The 19,957-nt window shown below is 71.7% G+C and carries 21 protein-coding genes; 18 read left to right on the top strand and 3 right to left on the bottom strand.

Annotation, left to right across the window (positions count from 1 at the left end; all coding sequences use genetic code 11):
• The first annotated feature begins 21 nt into the window (after window positions 1-21).
• On the top strand, window positions 22-738 hold the full coding sequence (locus tag BKA05_RS07610; protein ID WP_179530892.1) for a TetR/AcrR family transcriptional regulator: 717 nt from the start codon (window positions 22-24) through the stop codon (window positions 736-738).
• A complete protein-coding gene (locus BKA05_RS07615) occupies window positions 735-1,280 on the top strand; it encodes an HIT family protein (protein WP_343045564.1) in 546 nt (181 codons plus the stop codon). The genes BKA05_RS07610 and BKA05_RS07615 overlap by 4 nt, the downstream gene beginning before the upstream one ends.
• A 24-nt stretch (window positions 1,281-1,304) precedes the next feature.
• Here the strand turns inward: BKA05_RS07615 and BKA05_RS07620 are convergent, their stop codons facing one another.
• Window positions 1,305-1,442, bottom strand: a complete 138-nt coding sequence (locus tag BKA05_RS07620) for a hypothetical protein (RefSeq protein WP_179530893.1) — start codon at window positions 1,440-1,442, stop codon at window positions 1,305-1,307.
• Between the two features lie 114 nt (window positions 1,443-1,556).
• Between BKA05_RS07620 and BKA05_RS07625 the strand changes: the two genes are divergently transcribed.
• From BKA05_RS07625 to pdxS, 3 genes are read left to right on the top strand one after another with little or no spacing between them, the layout of a single operon-like run.
• A complete protein-coding gene (locus tag BKA05_RS07625) occupies window positions 1,557-2,345 on the top strand; it encodes an inositol monophosphatase family protein (protein WP_343045565.1) in 789 nt (262 codons plus the stop codon).
• A gap of 12 nt (window positions 2,346-2,357) precedes the next feature.
• Entirely contained in the window at window positions 2,358-3,002 is a 645-nt protein-coding gene (gene pgsA, locus BKA05_RS07630; protein ID WP_179530895.1) for a phosphatidylinositol phosphate synthase, read from the top strand.
• 59 nt (window positions 3,003-3,061) lie between these two features.
• Window positions 3,062-3,979: a pyridoxal 5'-phosphate synthase lyase subunit PdxS gene (gene pdxS, locus BKA05_RS07635; protein ID WP_179530896.1), complete on the top strand. Its 918-nt coding sequence runs from the start codon at window positions 3,062-3,064 to the stop codon at window positions 3,977-3,979.
• A 23-nt stretch (window positions 3,980-4,002) separates the two neighbouring features.
• On the opposite strand, the gene BKA05_RS07640 is transcribed toward pdxS, so the two are convergent.
• Window positions 4,003-4,773, bottom strand: a complete 771-nt coding sequence (locus tag BKA05_RS07640) for a hypothetical protein (RefSeq protein ID WP_179530897.1) — start codon at window positions 4,771-4,773, stop codon at window positions 4,003-4,005.
• Between the two features lie 23 nt (window positions 4,774-4,796).
• On the opposite strand from BKA05_RS07640, the gene pdxT reads away from it, so the two are divergent.
• The 10 genes from pdxT to BKA05_RS07690 all read left to right on the top strand — a co-directional run bounded on the left by pdxT (window position 4,797) and on the right by BKA05_RS07690 (window position 14,573).
• Complete coding sequence (pdxT, locus tag BKA05_RS07645; RefSeq protein WP_298754984.1) at window positions 4,797-5,408, top strand: pyridoxal 5'-phosphate synthase glutaminase subunit PdxT; 612 nt, start codon at window positions 4,797-4,799, stop codon at window positions 5,406-5,408.
• A gap of 15 nt (window positions 5,409-5,423) precedes the next feature.
• Window positions 5,424-6,191, top strand: a complete 768-nt coding sequence (locus BKA05_RS07650) for a YebC/PmpR family DNA-binding transcriptional regulator (RefSeq protein WP_179530898.1) — start codon at window positions 5,424-5,426, stop codon at window positions 6,189-6,191.
• Between the two features lie 98 nt (window positions 6,192-6,289).
• Entirely contained in the window at window positions 6,290-6,817 is a 528-nt protein-coding gene (gene ruvC / locus BKA05_RS07655; RefSeq protein ID WP_179530899.1) for a crossover junction endodeoxyribonuclease RuvC, read from the top strand.
• Window positions 6,814-7,422 carry a Holliday junction branch migration protein RuvA gene (ruvA, locus tag BKA05_RS07660; protein WP_179530900.1) on the top strand — a complete coding sequence of 203 codons (609 nt, stop codon included), beginning with the start codon at window positions 6,814-6,816 and terminating at the stop codon, window positions 7,420-7,422. The genes ruvC and ruvA overlap by 4 nt, the downstream gene beginning before the upstream one ends.
• Window positions 7,419-8,471, top strand: a complete 1,053-nt coding sequence (gene ruvB, locus BKA05_RS07665; RefSeq protein ID WP_179530901.1) for a Holliday junction branch migration DNA helicase RuvB — start codon at window positions 7,419-7,421, stop codon at window positions 8,469-8,471. The genes ruvA and ruvB overlap by 4 nt, the downstream gene beginning before the upstream one ends.
• A gap of 79 nt (window positions 8,472-8,550) precedes the next feature.
• Entirely contained in the window at window positions 8,551-8,847 is a 297-nt protein-coding gene (gene yajC, locus BKA05_RS07670) for a preprotein translocase subunit YajC (protein WP_179530902.1), read from the top strand.
• Window positions 8,848-8,852: 5 nt separating this feature from the next.
• Window positions 8,853-10,580 (top strand): protein translocase subunit SecD, encoded by a 1,728-nt coding sequence (gene secD / locus BKA05_RS07675; RefSeq protein ID WP_179530903.1) that lies wholly within the window; start codon window positions 8,853-8,855, stop codon window positions 10,578-10,580.
• Window positions 10,580-11,650, top strand: coding sequence for a protein translocase subunit SecF (secF, locus tag BKA05_RS07680; protein WP_179530904.1), 1,071 nt, complete (start codon window positions 10,580-10,582; stop codon window positions 11,648-11,650). Before secD ends, secF begins: the two co-directional genes overlap by 1 nt.
• Window positions 11,647-12,204, top strand: a complete 558-nt coding sequence (locus BKA05_RS07685) for an adenine phosphoribosyltransferase (protein WP_179530905.1) — start codon at window positions 11,647-11,649, stop codon at window positions 12,202-12,204. The genes secF and BKA05_RS07685 overlap by 4 nt, the downstream gene beginning before the upstream one ends.
• Before the next feature lie 23 nt (window positions 12,205-12,227).
• Window positions 12,228-14,573 carry a RelA/SpoT family protein gene (locus BKA05_RS07690; protein ID WP_415836664.1) on the top strand — a complete coding sequence of 782 codons (2,346 nt, stop codon included), beginning with the start codon at window positions 12,228-12,230 and terminating at the stop codon, window positions 14,571-14,573.
• Between the two features lie 35 nt (window positions 14,574-14,608).
• Here BKA05_RS07690 and BKA05_RS07695 read toward each other — a convergent pair whose 3' ends face one another.
• Window positions 14,609-15,850: a DUF349 domain-containing protein gene (locus BKA05_RS07695; protein WP_179530906.1), complete on the bottom strand. Its 1,242-nt coding sequence runs from the start codon at window positions 15,848-15,850 to the stop codon at window positions 14,609-14,611.
• A 141-nt stretch (window positions 15,851-15,991) separates the two neighbouring features.
• On the opposite strand from BKA05_RS07695, the gene BKA05_RS07700 reads away from it, so the two are divergent.
• Genes BKA05_RS07700 through aspS form a run of 3 tightly spaced genes read left to right on the top strand, consistent with a single transcriptional unit; the run spans window position 15,992 to window position 19,900 of the window.
• Window positions 15,992-16,732 (top strand): MBL fold metallo-hydrolase, encoded by a 741-nt coding sequence (locus BKA05_RS07700; protein ID WP_179530907.1) that lies wholly within the window; start codon window positions 15,992-15,994, stop codon window positions 16,730-16,732.
• Window position 16,733: 1 nt separating this feature from the next.
• Window positions 16,734-18,131, top strand: coding sequence for a histidine--tRNA ligase (hisS, locus tag BKA05_RS07705; RefSeq protein ID WP_179530908.1), 1,398 nt, complete (start codon window positions 16,734-16,736; stop codon window positions 18,129-18,131).
• Window positions 18,128-19,900 (top strand): aspartate--tRNA ligase, encoded by a 1,773-nt coding sequence (gene aspS / locus BKA05_RS07710; RefSeq protein ID WP_179530909.1) that lies wholly within the window; start codon window positions 18,128-18,130, stop codon window positions 19,898-19,900. The genes hisS and aspS overlap by 4 nt, the downstream gene beginning before the upstream one ends.
• The last annotated feature ends 57 nt before the right edge of the window (window positions 19,901-19,957 follow it).

Below are 19,957 nucleotides of genomic sequence, written 5' to 3' on the forward strand. Positions count from 1 at the left end.
GTCGTCCGGGAGGAGCCAGGCATGCCCACGAGCCCGGTGCGCCCCGACGGGCGGCAGGCCCGGTGGGACCGTCACAACCAGGAGCGGCGCCAGCAGATCCTCGACGCCGCCATCGCGGTCGTCGAGGCGCACGAGCCGGGCGCCGAGGTTCACGTCCAGCAGATCGCCGAGCGGGCCGGCCTGAGCCGCACGGTGGTCTACCGGCACTTCTCCGACCGCGCCGACCTCGACCGCGCGGTGCAGACCGCCATCGTCGACGACCTCTCCGGGGAGCTGCTCCCGGCGGTCACCCTGGACGGCACCATCCCGCAGATCATCGAGCGCATCGTCTCCACCTACGTCAGCTGGGCGGTGGCCCACCCGGCGCTGCACCGGCTCGCCGAGCAGGACTCCTCCGTCGACGGCACCGGCCCGCTGCAGCAGGGCATCGAGCGGATCGCCCACCAGGTCGTCGAGCTGATCAGCACCGCGGTGGGGCTGCTGGGCGTCGAGATGAGCCAGGACGAGTCCGACGCGGTCGACCCGCTGGTCTTCGGCCTCGTGGGCGCGGTCTTCTCCGCCGTACGCCGTTGGATGGCCCGGCCCGAGCGCACGCCGCCGGCCCCGGTGCTGGTCTCCCTGGTCACCGACTCGGTCTGGTTCATCCTCGACGGGCACGCCCGCTCGCTCGGCCTCGCGCTGCACCGCGACCAGCCCGTCGAGGAGCTTCTCGCGGCCGCCGCGGGAGGTCAGCAGTGAGCGACACCGAGGACCCGCTCCGCCAGGACGGCGTGGGGGAGACCGACCACCTCGACCGGCTCTGGACCCCGCACCGGATGGCCTACATCCGTGGCGAGAACAAGCCCGAGGACGCCACGTCGGGGCAGTGCCCGTTCTGCCGGGTGCCCGGGCTGCCCGACGACGAGGGACTGGTGGTGCGTCGCGGGGAGCTCGCGTTCGTGCTGCTCAACCTCTATCCCTACGCGCCGGGTCACCTGATGGTCTGCCCCTACCGCCACATCGCCGACTACACCGAGACCACCGACGAGGAGGCGGCCGAGATCGCCGACCTCACCCGGGCGGCGATGCGCACCGTGCGCCGCGTCTCGCGCGCCGGCGGCTTCAACCTCGGCATGAACCAGGGCGAGGTCGCCGGTGCCGGCATCGCCGCCCACCTGCACCAGCACGTCGTGCCGCGCTGGCCCGGTGACCAGAACTTCATGCCGATCATCGGCCGCACCAAGACCCTCCCCGAGCTCCTGGGCGACACCCGCGCCCTGCTGGCCGACGCCTGGGCCTGACGGCACCCGACGTCGGCCGCAGGTTCAGCGCTTCCTGCCCGGCTGACCGAGCGGGTCGACGACGTCGGAGGCCACCGCCTTCGCGCGCTTCTCGGCGCGCTTCTCCTTGATGCTCTTCCCCGACTTGGGGGACTTGCCGTGCCCGGGCGACTTGTCGCTCATGTGCGGACCTTTGGCTCGGAGGCCTGGATGGCCCCGTCCTTCGACACTACGCGCACCCCCGGCGGCCACCCGCGTGTCACCGTCGTGTCGTCGGGTCTGGCTAGCCTTCCGCGGGTGAGTGCCGTCCCTGATGACGTCCAGGCCGACGAGGTGCTGGCCGCAGCCCTGGTCACCGAGGCTGCCGCGCTGGCACGGCTGATGCGCCGTGAGCGGGGCGCCGACCTCGACCGGGACACCAAGTCCGGTGTCTCGGACATCGTCACCGCCGCCGACCACGCCGCCGAGGCGCTGGTCGCCGAGCGGCTGGCGGCCCTGCGTCCCGACGACGGGGTGCTCGGCGAGGAGGGGGCCTCGCGCCCGAGCCGCTCCGGCCGCACCTGGGTGCTGGACCCCGTCGACGGCACCTACAACTTCGCCCAGGGGCTGGACTGGTGGTGCTCCGCGCTGGCCCTCGAGGTCGACGGCGACCCGGTGCTGGGCGCGGTGAGGCACGACGTCTCGGCCACCACGTGGGTGGGCGGCCGCGACGTCGCGCCGACCCGCAACGGCGAGCTGCTCGCGCCGCTGGTCGACCGTGCCCTCGGGCAGGCCTGCGTGGCGACGTACCTCCACCCGCCGTGGCTCGGCACCGAGGTCGCCCGTGCCTTCGACCGCTTCGCCGCACGCGCGGCCACGCTGCGGATGCTGGGGTCGGGGACGATGGACGCGATGGTCGTCGCGGACGGCCGCGTGCACCTGGTCTGCCAGCACACCGTGCCGCCGTGGGACTGGATGCCCGGCGCTGCGGTCGTCCGCGCCCTGGGCGGCGAGGTCCGCCACGTCGAGGCCGCCGGCCGCACGTGGTACCTCGCCGGCGTGCCCTCCGCGGTGGCCGAGGCGGCCGACCTGCTGGCCGACCGCTAGCCTGCTGCCACCATGTTGGACAGGTTCAAGGGCTTCTGGCAGGGCGTGATGCTCGCGCCGTTCGTGCGACTCTTCATCAGGCTCGGGATCAGCCCCGACGTCGTGACCCTCGTCGGCACCCTCGGCGTCGCCGCCGGTGCGCTGGTCTTCTTCCCCCAGGGGATGTTGCTGACCGGGGTCCTGGTGATCACCGCGTTCGTCTTCAGCGACCTCATCGACGGGCAGATGGCCCGCACGCTGGGCCGGTCCTCGAGGTTCGGGGCGTTCTGGGACTCCACGCTGGACCGCATCGGTGACGGCGCCGTCTTCGGCGGGCTGGTGCTGTTCTTCGCCGGGCCCGGCGACTCCACGCTCTACACCGCGGTCGCGCTCTACTGCCTGGTGATGGGCTCGGTGACCTCCTACGCCCGCGCCCGCGCCGAGTCGCTCGGCATGGACGCCAAGGGCGGCCTGGCCGAGCGCGCCGACCGGCTCGTGCTGATCCTCGTCGCCACCGGGCTGGGCGCGATCTTCGACGTCGCGTTCCTGATGTACGCCGCGCTGTGGATCCTGGTCTTCGCCAACACCTACACGGTCGTCTTCCGCGTGGCCAAGGTCCGGCGCCAGGCCCTCGCGCTCGACGCGCAGGCTGCCGGCGGGGACGCCCCCGCCGTCTAGGACACGTCCTAGCCCCTCCGGAATCGGCCGCCGTGCGGAGTGTCCGTAGAATTCACCGCATGGCCGAGACCGCTGAGAGCACCGTTCACCCCACGCCGGGCACCGGCACCACCCGCGTCAAGCGCGGGATGGCCGAGATGCTCAAGGGCGGCGTGATCATGGACGTGGTCACCCCCGAGCAGGCGAAGATCGCCGAGGACGCCGGAGCGGTGGCCGTGATGGCCCTCGAGCGCGTGCCCGCCGACATCCGCGCCCAGGGCGGCGTGTCGCGGATGAGCGACCCCGACATGATCGACGGGATCATCGAGGCGGTCTCCATCCCGGTGATGGCCAAGGCACGCATCGGTCACTTCATGGAGGCCCGGGTCATCGAGAGCCTCGGCGTCGACTACATCGACGAGTCCGAGGTGCTGACCCCGGCCGACTACGCCCACCACATCGACAAGTGGAACTTCACCGTCCCCTTCGTGTGCGGCGCCACCAACCTCGGTGAGGCGCTGCGCCGGATCACCGAGGGCGCGGCGATGATCCGCTCCAAGGGCGAGGCCGGCACCGGCGACGTCTCCAACGCCGTCACCCACATGCGCACCATCAAGGGCGAGATCCGTCGCCTGTCCTCGCTCAGCGAGGACGAGCTCTACGTCGCGGCCAAGGAGCTCCAGGCTCCCTACGACCTCGTGAAGGAGGTCGCGACGACCGGTGCCCTGCCCGTGGTGCTCTTCACCGCCGGCGGCATCGCCACCCCCGCCGACGCCGCGATGATGATGCAGCTCGGCGCCGACGGCGTCTTCGTGGGCTCGGGCATCTTCAAGTCCGGCAACCCCGCGCAGCGCGCCGAGGCCATCGTCAAGGCCACGACCTTCCACGACGACCCGGCGATGGTCGCCAAGGTCTCCCGCGGTCTCGGCGAGGCCATGGTCGGCATCAACGTCGAGGAGCTCCCGGCGCCGCACCGCCTCTCCGAGCGCGGCTGGTGACCAGCTGCTGAGCGGCCCCGGGCTCAGCGCAGCTCGGGGCAGTCCAGCAGGGACCGGTCGGCGGCCGCCAGCGCGTCGTAGTCGCCCAGCAGGTCGGTGACCGTGCCGTCCACCGGGTCGAGGTAGGCCCGGAAGTCGTACTGGTCGGCGGCCCAGTAGACCTGGGGCTCCCCGCCGTCGGAGACGGTGTACTCACCCGACGGCTCGCCCATCGCCCCGACCACGGCCGCGCGGGTCGAGCCGACCTCGAGGTCGCACCAGACCTCGAGCCACTGCGCGGAGGCGGGGCTCGCCGGCGTACGACGCTGCTCCGAGAGCACCCGCCAGGCGGCGCGCTGCAGCTCGAGCTCGACGGTGACCGAGCTGTCGGGGAAGGTGACCGCCAGCGTCGCCTTCTCCCCGGTCAGCCGGGTCGTCTCGACGTCGACGGGGGAGTACTCCCGCAGCGGGTCCTCCCACAGCAGCGCCTCGAACCCGATGCACGGGTCCCCGAGCTCGGCGCGGTCGACCAGGATCGCCTCGTAGCGCAGCGCGATGGTGCGCTCGGGGTGCTGGAGCCGGCAGGCGGTCCCGGCTTCCCGGTCCTCCAGCGCCCCCAGCCAGGCGAGGTACGCCGCAGTCGGCTGGTCGACCGCCTCCGACGGGGAAGTACGCACCGACGCCGACGGCGACACCGAGGCCAGCGGGCGCGGCTGGTCGGGCCTCGCGTCCTCGTCGGCGCATCCTCCGAGCGCCAGCACCGGCGCCAGGGCCAGGAGCGGGCGGGTGAGCAGGGCCACCGGTCCAGGGATCACGGGGCTCACCCTAGGCTGGCTCGGTGACCTCACCGACCGTCGGCGTGCTCGCCCTGCAGGGCGACGTGCGCGAGCACCTCGCCGCCCTGGAGCGGCTCGGCGTCGCGACGACGAGGGTGCGCCGCCCTGAGGAGGTCGACGCGGTGGACGCGCTCGTGGTCCCCGGTGGGGAGTCCACCACCATGGCCAAGCTGGCTCGCACCTTCGGGGTCCTCGACCCACTGCGCAAGCGGATCGGAGCCGGTCTCCCGGTCCTCGGGACCTGCGCGGGGATGATCATGCTGGCCGACCGGGTGCTCGACGGCGCCGCGGGCCAGGAGACCCTCGGCGGCATCGACATGACCGTGCGACGCAACGCCTTCGGGCGCCAGGTCGACTCCTTCGAGGGGCCGGTCGAGGTCGCGGGGCTCGACACGCCGGTGCACGGCGTCTTCATCCGTGCACCGTGGGTGGAGTCGGTGGGCGACGGGGTCGAGGTCCTGGCCCGGGTCGACCACGACGGCGCACCGGGCGGTGCCGCCGGTAGGATCGTCGCGGTCCGTCAGGGTTGCCTGATGGCCACCTCGTTCCACCCCGAGGTGGGCGAGGACTCCCGGGTGCACGGCTTGTTCGTGGACCTGGTCCGAGGTAGCTGAGCCAGAGAGAAGAGCATGTCCGGGCACTCCAAGTGGGCGACCACGAAGCACAAGAAGGCCGCGATCGACGCCAAGCGCGGCAAGCTGTTCGCGAAGCTGATCAAGAACATCGAGATCGCCGCGAAGATGGGTGGCCCGGATCCTGCCGGCAACCCGACGCTCTACGACGCCATCCAGAAGGCCAAGAAGCAGTCGGTCCCCAACAAGAACATCGACTCCGCGGTCAAGCGCGGCGGCGGTCTCGAGGGCGGCGGCGTCGACTACGAGACGATCATGTACGAGGTCTACGGCCCCCAGGGCGTCGCCCTCCTGGTCGAGTGCCTCACCGACAACCGCAACCGTGCCGCCATGGAGGTCCGCACCGCGGTGACCCGCAACGGCGGCACGATGGCCGACCCCGGCTCGGTCTCGAGGCTCTTCGAGCGCAAGGGCGTCGTGGTGGTCCCGAAGACCCAGGAGTCGCGCGAGGTCGGCGAGGACGACGTCCTCGAGGCGACGCTGGACGCCGGTGCCGAGGAGGTCAAGGACCACGGCGACAGCCTCGAGGTCCAGTCCGAGCCCACCGACGTGGTCGCCGTGCGCACCTCGCTGCAGGACGCCGGCATCGACTACGACTCCGCCGAGGTGCAGTTCGTCGCGACGCTGGACATCCCGGTCGCCGAGCCCGACGTCGCGGCGAAGGTCTTCAAGCTCGTCGACGCCGTGGACGACCTCGACGACGTGCAGAACGTCTTCGTCAACGCCGACATCCCCGACGAGGTCATGGAGGCGGCGGACCTCTGACCGGCGTGTCGAGACCCGGCGACGTACCCACCGACCGTTAGCGTGAGTCGAGACGAACACACGTTCGATCGCCACGACCTGACGAGGGAGGTACGCCGGTGCGCGTGCTCGGCATCGACCCCGGCCTGACCCGCTGCGGCATGGGCGTGGTCGAGGGCTCGGTCGGCCGACCGCTGACCCTGGTGGACGTCAACGTCATCCGCACCAGCTCCACGTTGCCGGTCGCCGAGCGGCTGGTGAGCATCGAGAAGGGCGTGGACGCCTGGATCGAGGAGCACCGCCCCGACGCGGTGGCCGTGGAGCGGGTCTTCGCCCGCTCCGACGTCAGCACCGTCATGGGCACCGCCCAGGCCAGCGGCATCGCGATGGTGTGCGCCGCCCGACGCGGGCTGCCGATCGCGCTGCACACCCCGAGCGAGGTGAAGGCGGCGGTGTCCGGCAGCGGTCGTGCGACCAAGCAGCAGGTCGGTGCGATGGTGACCCGCATCCTGCGTCTCGACGCCGCCCCGAAGCCGGCCGACGCCGCCGACGCGCTGGCGCTGGCCATCACCCACATCTGGCGCGGCGGCGCCCAGGCCCGCCTGGAGCAGGCCGTGGCCCGCAGCCGAGGAGGTCTCCGCCCGTGATCGCGTTCGTCCGTGGCCCCGTCGCCGCCGTGAGCCTGTCCAGCGCCGTGCTGGAGGTGGGCGGCGTCGGCCTGGAGCTGATGTGCACCCCGGGCACCCTCGCCACGCTCGCGCCCAAGGTCGGCACCGGGCAGACCGCGACCCTGCCCACCTCCATGGTGGTGCGGGAGGACTCGCTGACCCTCTTCGGCTTCCTCGACGAGGACGAGAAGACCTGCTTCGAGCTGCTGCAGACCGCCAGTGGCGTGGGGCCGAAGCTGGCCCAGGCGATGCTCGCCGTGCTCAGCCCCGACGACCTGCGCGCCGCCGTCGCCGGTGAGGACGTCAAGACCCTGACCCGCGTGCCGGGCATCGGGCAGAAGGGCGCGCAGCGCATCATCCTCGAGCTCAAGGACCGTCTCGGTGCGCCGCTCGGCACGCGCGCCGTGGCGGCCCCGCAGGCCAGCGAGCCCTGGCGTGACCAGGTCCGCCAGGGCCTGCAGGGCCTGGGCTGGTCGGCCAAGGACGCCGACCGTGCCGTGGACGAGGTGGCCCCCGGTCCCGGGGAGAGCCCCGACGTCGCGGCGCTCCTGCGTGCTGCCCTCCGAGCCCTGTCCAAGGCGTGAGCGCCGTGCACGACGACCACCTGCTGGCCCCGGAGGCGCTCGGCGACGAGCGGGCCGTGGAGGCCGCCCTGCGCCCGCGCAGCCTGGAGGAGGTCGTGGGCCAGCACCGCGTGCGCGACCAGCTCGGGCTGGTCCTCGAGGCGGCCCGGCTGCGCGAGCGGGCCCCCGACCACGTGCTGCTGTCCGGACCGCCCGGACTGGGCAAGACCACGCTGGCCATGATCATCGCCCACGAGATGGGCGCCCCCCTGCGGCTGACCAGCGGTCCGGCCATCACCCACGCCGGGGACCTCGCGGCCATCCTCTCGGGGATGAACGAGGGCGACGTCCTCTTCATCGACGAGATCCACCGGATGTCGCGCCCGGCGGAGGAGATGCTCTACATGGCGATGGAGGACTTCCGCGTCGACGTCGTCATCGGCAAGGGCCCGGGCGCGACGGCGATCCCGCTGGAGATCCCGCCGTTCACCCTGGTCGGTGCCACGACCCGCGCGGGGCTGCTGCCGGGGCCGCTGCGTGACCGCTTCGGGTTCACCGCCCAGCTGGAGTTCTACGACGCCTCCGACCTCGACCTGATCGTGCACCGCTCCGCGCGGCTGCTCGAGGTCTCGCTGACCCCCGAGGGCGCCGCCGAGATCGCCTCCCGCTCCCGCGGCACCCCGCGCATCGCCAACCGGCTGCTGCGGCGGGTGCGCGACTACGCCCAGGTCCGGGCCGACGGGGTCGTGACCCACGAGGTCGCCGAGCGCGCGCTGGACCTCTACGAGGTCGACCCGCTGGGGCTGGACCGTCTCGACCGCGGCGTCCTGGACGCCCTGTGCCGGCGCTTCGGCGGGGGACCGGTCGGCATCTCCACGCTGGCGGTCGCCGTCGGCGAGGAGCGCGAGACGGTCGAGGAGGTGGCCGAGCCGTTCCTGGTCCGGCTCGGCTTCCTGGCCCGCACACCGCGGGGTCGCGTCGCGACGCCCGCCGCCTGGGCGCACCTCGGGCTCAGTGCCCCGGAGGGCGCCCCGCTCGGGAGTGACCCCGGGCTGTTCGACGTGGACTAGGTCACGGCTACACTGCCTCGGCGGTCGCCCACGGGCGCCCGCATGCCCACCATCGCCCTCGTCGGAGAGGTACGTCGTCGTGCAGGACCTCGCGGCAATCCTGCCGTTCCTTGCCATCGCAGTGCTGTTCTGGTTCCTGGCCATCCGTCCCCAGCAGCGGCGGGCACGGGAACTCCAGGCCATGCAGCAGGCGTTGAGCGTCGGTGACGACGTGATGTTGACCTCGGGCGTCTACGGGACGCTCACCGAGATCGACGAGGAGACGATCCGTGTCGAGATCGCACCGGGTGTGACCATCAGGGTCGCGCGCGGGGCGGTCGGCCGCCGGATCGACGAGCCAGGGGAGGGGCACACGCCCACCCCGGAGGAGAACTGACGCAGATGGCACGCAAGACCGCCCGGCCGGGCCGCACCCTCGTGGTGTTCTTCCTGGCCATGGCGATCGCCTACGGCCTGGTCGCACTGGCCGGCACCTGGAAGCCCACCCTCGGCCTGGACCTCCAGGGCGGCACGAGCATCACGCTGCGCGCCGAGGGCGACCCCGGTGAGGAGGCGCTCGACCAGGCCCGGCAGATCATCGACGACCGTGTGAACGGCTCCGGTGTCGCCGAGGCCGAGGTGACCACCCAGGGTGGCAACGAGATCGTCGTCGAGATCCCCGGTGAGAACGCCCGCAACCTGATCGAGACCGTGCAGCGCACCGCGCAGCTGCGGTTCCGGTTGGTCGCGTGCTCCACCGTCGACGGACGCTGCGCGACCTCCACCGGGCTGCCCGAGGGCATCCAGATCGACCCCTCGACCACCCTCCCGCAGGAGGACGGTGACCAGGGCGAGGGCAACAACCGTGCGGCGCTGGGCTCCTGGGCCCGCCTCTCCGACACCGGCAGCGACGGCGGCAAGAAGGACGGCAACGGCCAGGAGCAGGGCCAGGGCACCGACGAGGGCGCCCAGGGCAAGGGTGGCAAGCAGTCGGCCTACGACGCCTGCATCGCCGCGGCCGCCGATGACAAGACGGCGGCCAAGCCGCTGGAGTGGATCGACAACCCGACCACCGCCTGCGTCGACGCCTTCACCGAGTTCCAGGCCAGCGGCGGGTGCCAGCAGGGCGCCTCGGCGGCCATGGGCGACGACCCGGCCACTCCGCTGATCACCTGCGACGAGGACGGCATCGCCTACCTGCTGTCCCCGGCGATGATCGAGGGCACCTCGCTGGACGACGCCGGTGCCGCGATCCCGCAGCAGCAGGTCAACTACGTCGTGACGCTGTCCTTCGACGGCGAGGGCAGCGACGTCTTCGCCGACATCTCCAACGCCCTGGTGGGCACCGAGAAGCAGTTCGCCATCGTGCTGGACGGCCAGGTGCTCTCGGCCCCCACGATGGAGGGCCGGATCCTCGACGGCAACGCCCAGATCAGCGGCGACTTCACCGAGACGACCGCCAACAGCCTCGCGACCAGCCTGCGCTACGGCTCGCTCCCCATCGCCTTCGAGGACCAGCCGCTGGTCGAGACCATCGGCCCCTCGCTGGCCGGTGACCAGCTCAGCGCCGGTCTCACCGCCGGTGGCATCGGCCTGGCGATCGTGATGCTCTACTGCCTGCTCTACTACCGCGGCCTCGGCACGGTGGTGATCGCCTCGCTCTTCGTGGCGGCGGGCATCACCTACGCCATGGTGCTCCTGTTGAGCGAGACCGCGAACTTCACCCTCACGTTGCCGGGCATCGCCGGGCTGATCGTGGCCGTGGGCATCACCGCGGACTCGTTCATCGTCTACTTCGAACGCATCCGTGACGAGATGCGCATCGGCAAGTCGATGCGGGTCGCGGTGGAGTCCGGCTGGAAGCGGGCCCGCAACACCTGCCTGGCCGCGGACGCGGTGTCGCTGCTGGCCGCGGTGGTGCTCTACATCTTCGCCGCCGGCGTCGTGAAGGGCTTCGCCTTCGCGCTCGGCCTGACCACGATCATCGACCTGGTGGTGTTCTTCTGGTTCACCCACCCGATGGTCTCCTACCTGGCCAAGTACCGCTTCTTCAACAAGGGGCACCGCCTGTCCGGGCTGAGCCCCGAGACGCTCGGTGTCTCGCGCGTCGCGACCGGAGGGAACGCCTGATGGGCCGCTTCTCACAGCTCGGCAACGACCTGCACAGCGGGAGGCGCTCGATCGACTTCGTCGGTCGCCGGTGGTACCTCTACGCCGTCTCGGCCGTGCTCATCGCCATCGCCGTGTTCGGCCTGTCCTACAAGGGCCTCAACCTCGGCATCGAGTTCACCGGCGGCACGCAGTACCGCGTGCCGGTCGCCTCGGCGACCCAGGACGACGCCGACGCCCTGCGCACGGCCGTCGTCGACTCCGGGGTCGAAGGGGCCGGCAACCCGATCGTCAGCACCGCCGGCGACGACGCGGTCCAGATCCAGGTCGAGGCGCTGAGCCTCGAGGACTCCGCCACCGTCACCGAGGCGATCGTGGCGGCCGCGGGTGTCAGCGCCGACGACCTCTCGCAGGAGGACATCGGCGCCTCGTGGGGGCGTCAGATCGCCGAGCGGGCCCTGATCGGTCTCGTGGTCTTCGTGGTCCTGGTCGTGCTCTTCATCTGGGCCTACTTCCGCGAGTGGAAGATGTCGGTGGCCGCGCTGGTCGCGCTGGCCCACGACGTGATCATCACCGTGGGCGTCTACGCCTTCACCGGCTTCGAGGTCACCCCGGCCACCGTGACCGGCATCCTGACCATCCTGGCGTTCTCGCTCTACGACACCGTGGTGGTCTTCGACAAGGTCCGCGAGAACACCGCCGCCATGCGCGAGTCGCGCAAGAGCTACGCGCAGGCGGCCAACCTGGCGGTCAACCAGACCCTCGTGCGCTCGATCAACACCTCGCTGGTGGCACTGCTGCCGGTCGGCTCGATCCTCTACGTCGGGGCCGTCCAGCTGGGTGCGTCCTCGCTGCAGGACCTCGCCCTGGCGCTGTTCGTCGGCATGGCGGCCGGCACCTACTCCTCGGTGTGCATCGCCACCCCGATGCTGGTGCACCTGAAGAACACCGAGGACGACGTGAAGCTCGCCGAGAAGCGGGCCAAGGCCCGTGAGCGCGCGGCCGCCGACCCGTACGCCGCGGTGCCCAACTTCGCCGAGGACATGCCGATCCACAACGACCCGGGCGTCGACCCGTCGTCGCAGCGGTGAGGGCGGGGGCGCTCGAGGCCGGGCGCGAGGCACTCTCGCGGCTGGTCCTCGACATCCCCGATCACCCCGAGCCGGGGGTGGTGTTCAAGGACATCACCCCCGTCCTCTCGGACCCCGCCGGGCTGGCGGCGGTCGTGGCCGGGCTCACCACCGCCGGGCTCGACGAGGCCGGGGCGCCCCGCGTCGACGTCGTGGTCGGCATGGAGGCGCGCGGCTTCATCCTCGCCCCACCGGTCGCCCTCGCGCTCGGGGCGGGCTTCGTGCCGGTGCGCAAGGCCGGCAAGCTCCCCCGGGAGACCCACGCCGTCTCCTACGACCTCGAGTACGGCTCGGCGACGCTGGAGCTGCACCGCGACGCCCTGGCCCCCGGGGCCCGGGTGCTGCTGGTCGACGACGTCCTGGCCACCGGTGGCACGGCTCGTGCCACCGCGGAGCTGGTGGAGACCTGCGGCGCCGAGGTGGTGGGGGTTGCGGTGCTGCTGGACCTCGCCTTCCTGCCCTGGCGCCGGGCGCTCGGCGATATCGATGTGACCAGTCTGCTGAGCATCGAGTGACCCCCGCCTCCTAGACTGGGCAGATGAGCGAGGACCGCAGCGCACCTCCCGGCCCACGGGTCCCGCCGCGGCGTCCCGACCGGGCGGCCTCCGCTGAGCGGAGCGGCGAGTCGACCTCCCCCTCGGCGCGGTCGATGCGCGCGCGCCTGGCGCGGATGGGGACCCGCACCCAGACGCACAACCCGGTCCTGGAGCCGCTCTTCCGGGCGGTGCGGGCCAACCACGCCAAGGCCGACCTGGCGCTGCTGGAGCGCGCCTACGCCACGGCCGAGGAGCTGCACGCGAGCCAGGTCCGCAAGAGCGGTGACCCCTACATCACCCACCCGCTGGCCGTCACCACGATCCTGGCCGGTATCGGCATGACCGAGCCGGTGCTGGTCGCGGCCCTGCTGCACGACACCGTCGAGGACACGCCGTACACCCTCGAGGAGCTCACCGCCGACTTCGGCGAGGAGGTGGCCCAGCTCGTCGACGGGGTGACCAAGCTCGACAAGGTCGTCTACGGCGACTCGGCGCAGGCCGAGACCATCCGGAAGATGATCGTCGCGATGTCGCGCGACATCCGGGTCCTGGTGATCAAGCTCGCCGACCGCCTGCACAACATGCGCACGCTGCGGTTCGTGCCGCAGAAGAGCCAGGAGCGCACGGCGCGCGAGACCCTCGACATCTACGCCCCGCTGGCGCACCGGCTGGGCATGAACACCATCAAGTGGGAGCTGGAGGACCTCGCGTTCGCGACCCTGCACCCCAAGATCTACGACGAGATCGTGCGGATGGTCGCCGAGCGCGCACCCTCGCGCGACCAGTTCATGGCCGAGGTCATCAGCCAGGTGGAGAACGACCTGCGCGACGCCCGCATCAAGGCCAAGGTGACCGGTCGCCCCAAGCACTACTACTCGATCTACCAGAAGATGATCCTGGGCGGTCGGGAGTTCTCCGACATCTACGACCTGGTCGGCATCCGGGTCCTCGTCGACGACGACCGCGACTGCTACGCCGTCCTCGGTGTCCTGCACTCCCGGTGGAACCCGGTGCTGGGGCGCTTCAAGGACTACGTCGCGATGCCGAAGTTCAACATGTACCAGTCGCTGCACACGACGGTGATCGGACCGCAGGGCAAGGCCGTGGAGATGCAGATCCGCACCTTCGCCATGCACCGCCGCGCCGAGTACGGCGTCGCGGCGCACTGGAAGTACAAGGAGGACGGCCGCAACGGGGTCGACACCGAGAAGCGTGCCGACGCCGGTTCGGGGGACATGAGCTGGGTCCGCCAGCTCCTGGACTGGCAGAACGAGGTCGAGGACCCGGGGGAGTTCCTGGAGTCGCTGCGCTTCGAGATCAACCGGGCCGAGACCTACGTCTTCACCCCGCGCGGGGACGTCATCGCGCTGCCCTCCGGCTCGACCCCGGTCGACTTCGCCTACGCCGTGCACACCGAGGTCGGTCACCGCACGATCGGGGCCCGGGTCAACGGCCGCCTCGTGCCGCTGGAGTCGACCCTGGACAACGGTGACGTGGTGGAGGTCTTCACCTCCAAGTCACCGACCGCGGCGCCTTCCCAGGACTGGTTGGGCTTCGTGAAGTCCAACCGCGCCCGCTCCAAGATCCGGCAGTGGTTCACCAAGGAGCGTCGCGAGGAGTCGATCGAGCAGGGCAAGGAGCAGATCGCCAAGCTCATGCGCAAGGAGGGGCTGCCGCTCAAGCGGCTGCTCACCCACGACTCCCTGACCCTGGTCGCCGACCACTTCAAGCTCGCCGACGTCTCCTCGCTCTACGCGGCGGTCGGTGAGAACAACCTCTCCGCGCAGGCGGTCGTCAAGCAGGTCATCGACCTGCACGGCGGGACCGGCGGCGCCGAGGAGGACCTCGCCGAGGCGGTCACCATCACCGGGCGACGCTCCCGGCGCAGCGCCTCGCACGGCGACGCCGGGGTGGTCGTCAAGGGAGCCTCGGACCTGTGGGTCAAGCTCGCCAAGTGCTGCACCCCCGTGCCGCCCGACCCGATCCTCGGTTTCGTGACCAAGGGTGGGGGAGTCTCGGTCCACCGCCGCGACTGCACCAACGCCGGCGACCTCGAGGCGCGCCCGGAGAAGCTGCTCGAGGTCGAGTGGGCGCCGACGGAGTCCTCGACCTTCCTGGTCAACATCCAGGTCGAGGCCCTCGACCGCGCCCGGCTGCTCTCCGACATCACGATGGCGCTCTCCGACGCGCACGTGAACATCCTCTCGGCGAACCTGCAGACCTCCCGGGACCGGGTGGCCAAGAGCAGGTTCACCTTCGAGATGGCCGAGGCCAAGCACCTCGACAACGTGATCAAGGCCGTGCGCAACGTGCCGGGCGTCTTCGACGCCTACCGCGTCACGGGGTAGGCGTCGGGCGAGCCGCCCAGCTCGCCGACGACGAGCTACGAAAAATCTGCGCTGGCGCGCTTGGCCATGTCGAGGAAGGCCTGACGCGAGGCGAGGTTCTCCTCGAGCTCCTTGACCTTCTTCTCGTTGCCCGAGGCCTTGGCCTTCTCCAGGTCCGCGGAGACCTTGTCGATGGCGGCTTGCAGCTGGCTGACCATGTCGTCGGCACGTGCGGACTTCTCGGGGTCCGAGCGGCGCCACTGCTCCTGCTCGAGGTCGCGGATCAGGTTCTCGACCTTGCGGATGCGCCCCTCGAGCTCCTTCATCCGGGCCCGGGGGACCTTGCCGGCGGCGTCCCAGCGGTCTGCGATGTCGCGGAAGGTGCGCTTGGCGGCCTCGACGTCGGCGCCCCCGCCCTCCAGGGCGGGCAGCAGCGCCTCGGCCTCGACCAGCAGGGCCTCCTTGACCTCCGCGTTGGCCGCGAACTCCTCGTCGAGCTTGGCGTTCTCGGCGTCCCGGGCGCCGAAGAAGGCGTCCTGGGCGCCTCGGAAGCGCTTCCACAGGGCGTCGTCGACGTCCTTGGGGGCGGGACCGGCGGCCTTCCACTGCGTCATCAGGTCGCGGTACCGGCCGGCGGTGGGACCCCACTCGGTGGAGTCGGCCAGCGCCTCGGCCTCCTTGACCAGGCGCTCCTTGACCGCCCGGGCTCCCTCGCGCTGCTCGTTGACCTCGGCGAAGTGGGCCTTGCGGCGGCGGGTGTAGGTGGTGCGCGCGGTGGAGAAGCGGCGCCACAGCGCGTCGTCGCCCGCGCGGTCGATGCGCGGGATCTTCTTCCACTGGTCCAGCAGGTCGCGCAGCCGGTTCGCGCCACCGCGCCAGTCGTTGCCCTCGGCGATCTTCTCCGCCTCGGCGACGACCTTCTCCTTGGCGGCCTTGGCCTCGGCCTGCTTGGCCGCCTTCTCCGCCTTGCGGGCCTCGCGCTGGGAGGCGATGACGGGGCCGAGGGCGTCCAGGCGTCCGATCAGCGAGGCCAGGTCACCGACGGCGTTGGCGCCCTCGACCTGACCCGCGACGGTCCGGACGGACTCGGCGGCCTCCTCGGGGCTCATCACCCCGGAGTTGATCCGCTTCTCGAGCAGCTCGACCTCGAAGGCGAGCGCGGCGTACCGCTCGGTGTAGAAGGCCAGCGCCTCCTCGGGCGTGCCCTCGGGGTACTGCCCCACGGAACGTTCACCGTCGGCGGTCCTCACGTACACGGTCCCGTCGCTGTCGACCCGGCCCCACTCGTGGCTCGTCACGGCTCGTCCCTGGTGTTCGGTGCCCTCGAGGGGCAGTGTGGTCAGCGGCACAGCGCGGCCCGGAGCCGCGGCAGGCCCCCATGCTAGTCATGCAGAGGATCTCGGTTCGGCCCTGCCCGTCCGGATCGCTAGGGTTGCCGGGTGTTGATCGCCGGCTTCCCCGCAGGTCCCTGGGGCACCAACTGCTACGTCGTGGCCACGGGCCCGGGCCAGGAGTGCGTGGTCGTCGACCCCGGCAAGGACGCCGCCTCCGGCGTGGCCGACGTCGTGCGCGAGCACCGGCTCAAGCCGGTCTCGGTGCTGGTGACCCACGGCCACCTCGACCACATGTGGTGCGTCACGCCGGTCGCGGGCGCCTACGACGCCAAGGCGTGGATCCACCCCGAGGACCGGCACCTGCTGGCCGACCCGCTGGCCGGCATCTCCACCGACATGCGTCGGATGCTGCCGCAGCTGCTCGGCAGCCAGGACGCCGCCTGGACCGAGCCGGACGACGTCAAGGAGCTCGGCGACGGGGCCACCCTGGAGCTTGCGGGCGTGGAGTTCCTCGTCGACCACACCCCGGGCCACACCCGCGGCTCGGTCACCTTCCGCACGCCGTACGCCGACAGCGCCGACGTCTCCGAGGTGATGTTCTCCGGCGACCTGCTCTTCGCAGGTTCGATCGGTCGCACCGACCTGCCCGGCGGCGACCACCCGACGATGCTGCGCTCGCTGGCGACCAAGGTGCTGCCGCTGGCCGACGACATCGTCGTGCTCCCGGGCCACGGGGAGCAGACGTCGATCGGCCGCGAGCGCGTCACCAACCCCTACCTCCTCGACCTCGCCGACCAGCACGTCGACGGCGGTCCGGGCACCGACCCCGTGACGCGGGGGCTCTGAGATGGCCAGGCCGACCCCGCTGAGCGGGTTCCCCGAGCTGCTGCCCGAGCAGCGCATCGTCGAGCAGCAGGTGATCGACACCCTGCGCGAGACCTTCGAGCTGCACGGCTTCGCCGGCATCGAGACCCGCGCCGTCGAGCCGGTCGACCAGCTGCTGCGCAAGGGCGACACCTCCAAGGAGGTCTACCTGCTGCGCCGCCTCCACGAGGAGTCCGCGGAGGGACACTCCGGGATCGGCCTGCACTTCGACCTCACGGTGCCCTTCGCCCGCTACGTGCTGGAGAACGCGGGCAAGCTGGAGTTCCCGTTCCGCCGCTACCAGGTGCAGAAGGTCTGGCGCGGCGAGCGCCCCCAGGACGGCCGCTACCGCGAGTTCACCCAGGCCGACATCGACGTGGTCGGCCGGGACGTCCTGCCCTTCCACCACGACGTCGAGGTCACCCGGGTGATGGTGGACGCGCTGAGCCGGCTGACCGACCCCGCGCGGCTGGGCCTGCCCGGCTTCCGGCTGCAGGTCAACAACCGCAAGCTCATCCAGGGCTTCTACGCCGGGCTCGGCGTCGCCGAGGGCGACGCCACCGACGAGGTCATGCGCCTGGTCGACAAGCTCGACAAGCTGCCGACCTCGAAGGTCCACGAGCTGCTGACGGCCGAGGGCGGCCTGGACGCGGCCACCGCCGACCGGGTCCTGGCGCTGGCCACGATCCGTGCCACCGACGACTCGTTCGTGGCGGCCGTGCGTGACCTCGGGGTCAGCCACGAGCTGCTCGACGAGGGGCTCGAGGAGCTCGCCGCCCTCGTGCGGGCCTGTGCCGACCTGGTCACCGACCGGGTCCGTGTCGAGGCGGACCTCTCGATCGCCCGCGGCCTGGACTACTACACCGGCACCGTCTTCGAGACCCGCCTGGACGGCTACGAGTCGCTGGGCTCGATCTGCTCCGGCGGCCGCTACGACGCGCTGGCCAGCGACGGTCGCGCGACCTACCCCGGCGTCGGGATCTCGCTCGGTGTCAGCCGGGTCCTCGTCCCGCTGCTGGCGCGCACCGGCCTGGCCGCCGACCGCAAGGTCCCCAGCGCGGTGGTCGTCGCCGTCACCGACGAGGACTCCCGTGCCGCCTCCGACGCGGTCGCGCACGCACTGCGCTCGCGCGGCGTGCCGTGCGAGGTCGCCGCATCGGCGCAGAAGTTCGGCAAGCAGATCCGCTACGCCGAGCGGCGCGGGGTCCCGTACGTCTGGTTCCCCGCAAGCCCGGGCAGCGAGCACGGCCACCAGGTCAAGGACATCCGCACAGGGGAGCAGGTCGAGGCCGATCCGGCCACCTGGTCCCCGCCCGCCGGGGACCTCCGTCCCCGGGTCTCGACAGGCTCGACCAACAACTCCGAGGAGAAGCAGCAGTGATCCGCACCCATGACGCCGGGGCCCTCCGCCCCGAGCACGTCGGCCAGACCGTCACCCTCGCCGGGTGGGTGGCCAACCGTCGCGATCACGGTGGCGTGGCCTTCCTCGACCTGCGCGAGGCCAGCGGCATCGTCCAGGTCGTCGTGCGCGACGAGGAGGTCGCCCACCAGCTGCGCTCGGAGTACTGCCTCAAGGTGGTCGGGGAGGTCGTGGCCCGCAAGGACGGCAACGAGAACCCCAACCTCGCCACCGGCGCGATCGAGGTCGTGGCCAGCGAGGTCGAGGTGCTCAGCGCCGCGGCGGCGCTGCCGTTCCCGATCTCCGAGCACGTGGAGGTCGGTGAGGAGGCGCGCCTCAAGCACCGCTACCTCGACCTGCGCCGCCCCGGCCCCAACGCCGCCCTGCGCCTGCGCAGCAAGGTCAACAAGGCCGCCCGCGACGTGCTGGACCGCCACGACTTCGTCGAGGTCGAGACCCCCACGCTGACCCGCAGCACCCCCGAGGGCGCCCGCGACTTCCTGGTGCCCGCGCGCCTGAAGCCCGGCAGCTGGTACGCCCTGCCGCAGAGCCCGCAGCTGTTCAAGCAGCTGCTCATGGTCGGCGGCATGGAGCGCTACTTCCAGATCGCCCGCTGCTACCGCGACGAGGACTTCCGCGCCGACCGGCAGCCCGAGTTCACCCAGCTCGACATCGAGATGTCCTTCGTCGAGCAGGACGACGTGATCGCGCTGGCCGAGGAGATCCTCTCCGCGCTGTGGGCGCTGATCGGCCACGAGGTCCCGACGCCGCTGCCGCGGATGACCTACGCCGAGGCGATGGCCCGCTACGGCTCCGACAAGCCCGACCTGCGAATGGGCCAGGAGCTCGTCGAGTGCACCGACTACTTCAAGGACACCCCGTTCCGCGTCTTCCAGGCGCCGTACGTCGGTGCCGTGGTCATGCCCGGCGGCGCGAGCCAGCCGCGCAAGCAGCTCGACGCCTGGCAGGAGTGGGCCAAGCAGCGCGGCGCCAAGGGCCTGGCCTACGTCCTGGTCGGTGAGGACGGCGAGCTCGGGGGACCGGTCGCCAAGAACATCACCGACGAGGAGAAGGCCGGGCTGGCCGCCCACGTCGGCGCCCAGCCGGGCGACTGCATCTTCTTCGCCGCCGGGCCGGTCAAGGCCAGCCGGGGCCTGCTGGGTGCCGCACGCCTGGAGATCGGCCGTCGCTGCGGCCTCATCGACGAGGACGCCTGGTCGTTCCTGTGGGTCGTGGACGCGCCCCTGTTCGAGCCGGCCTCCGACGCCGTCGCCAGCGGCGACGTCGCGGTCGGCGCCGGTGCCTGGACCGCCGTGCACCACGCCTTCACCAGCCCCCAGGACGTCGAGGGCTTCGACGCCGACCCGGGTGACGCGCTGGCGTGGGCCTACGACATCGTCTGCAACGGCAACGAGATCGGTGGCGGCTCGATCCGTATCCACCGCGAGGACGTGCAGAAGCGCGTCTTCTCGGTGATGGGGCTCGGCGAGGAGGAGGCGCAGGAGAAGTTCGGCTTCCTGCTCGACGCCTTCAAGTACGGCGCGCCCCCGCACGGCGGCATCGCCTTCGGCTGGGACCGGATCGTCGCCCTGCTGGCCGGCACGGACTCGATCCGCGAGGTGATCGCGTTCCCGAAGTCCGGCGGCGGCTACGACCCGCTGACCGCGGCGCCGGCCCCCATCAGCCCCGAGCAGCGCAAGGAGGCCGGTGTGGACGCCAAGCCGGCGGAGGACGTCCCGGCACAGGCCTGAGACACACGCCATCATGCGGCGGCGTCCCGATCGGTGGAAACCGGTTGCGGCGCCGCC

The organism is Nocardioides marinus, assembly GCF_013408145.1.
GTDB classification, from domain to species: domain Bacteria; phylum Actinomycetota; class Actinomycetes; order Propionibacteriales; family Nocardioidaceae; genus Nocardioides; species Nocardioides marinus.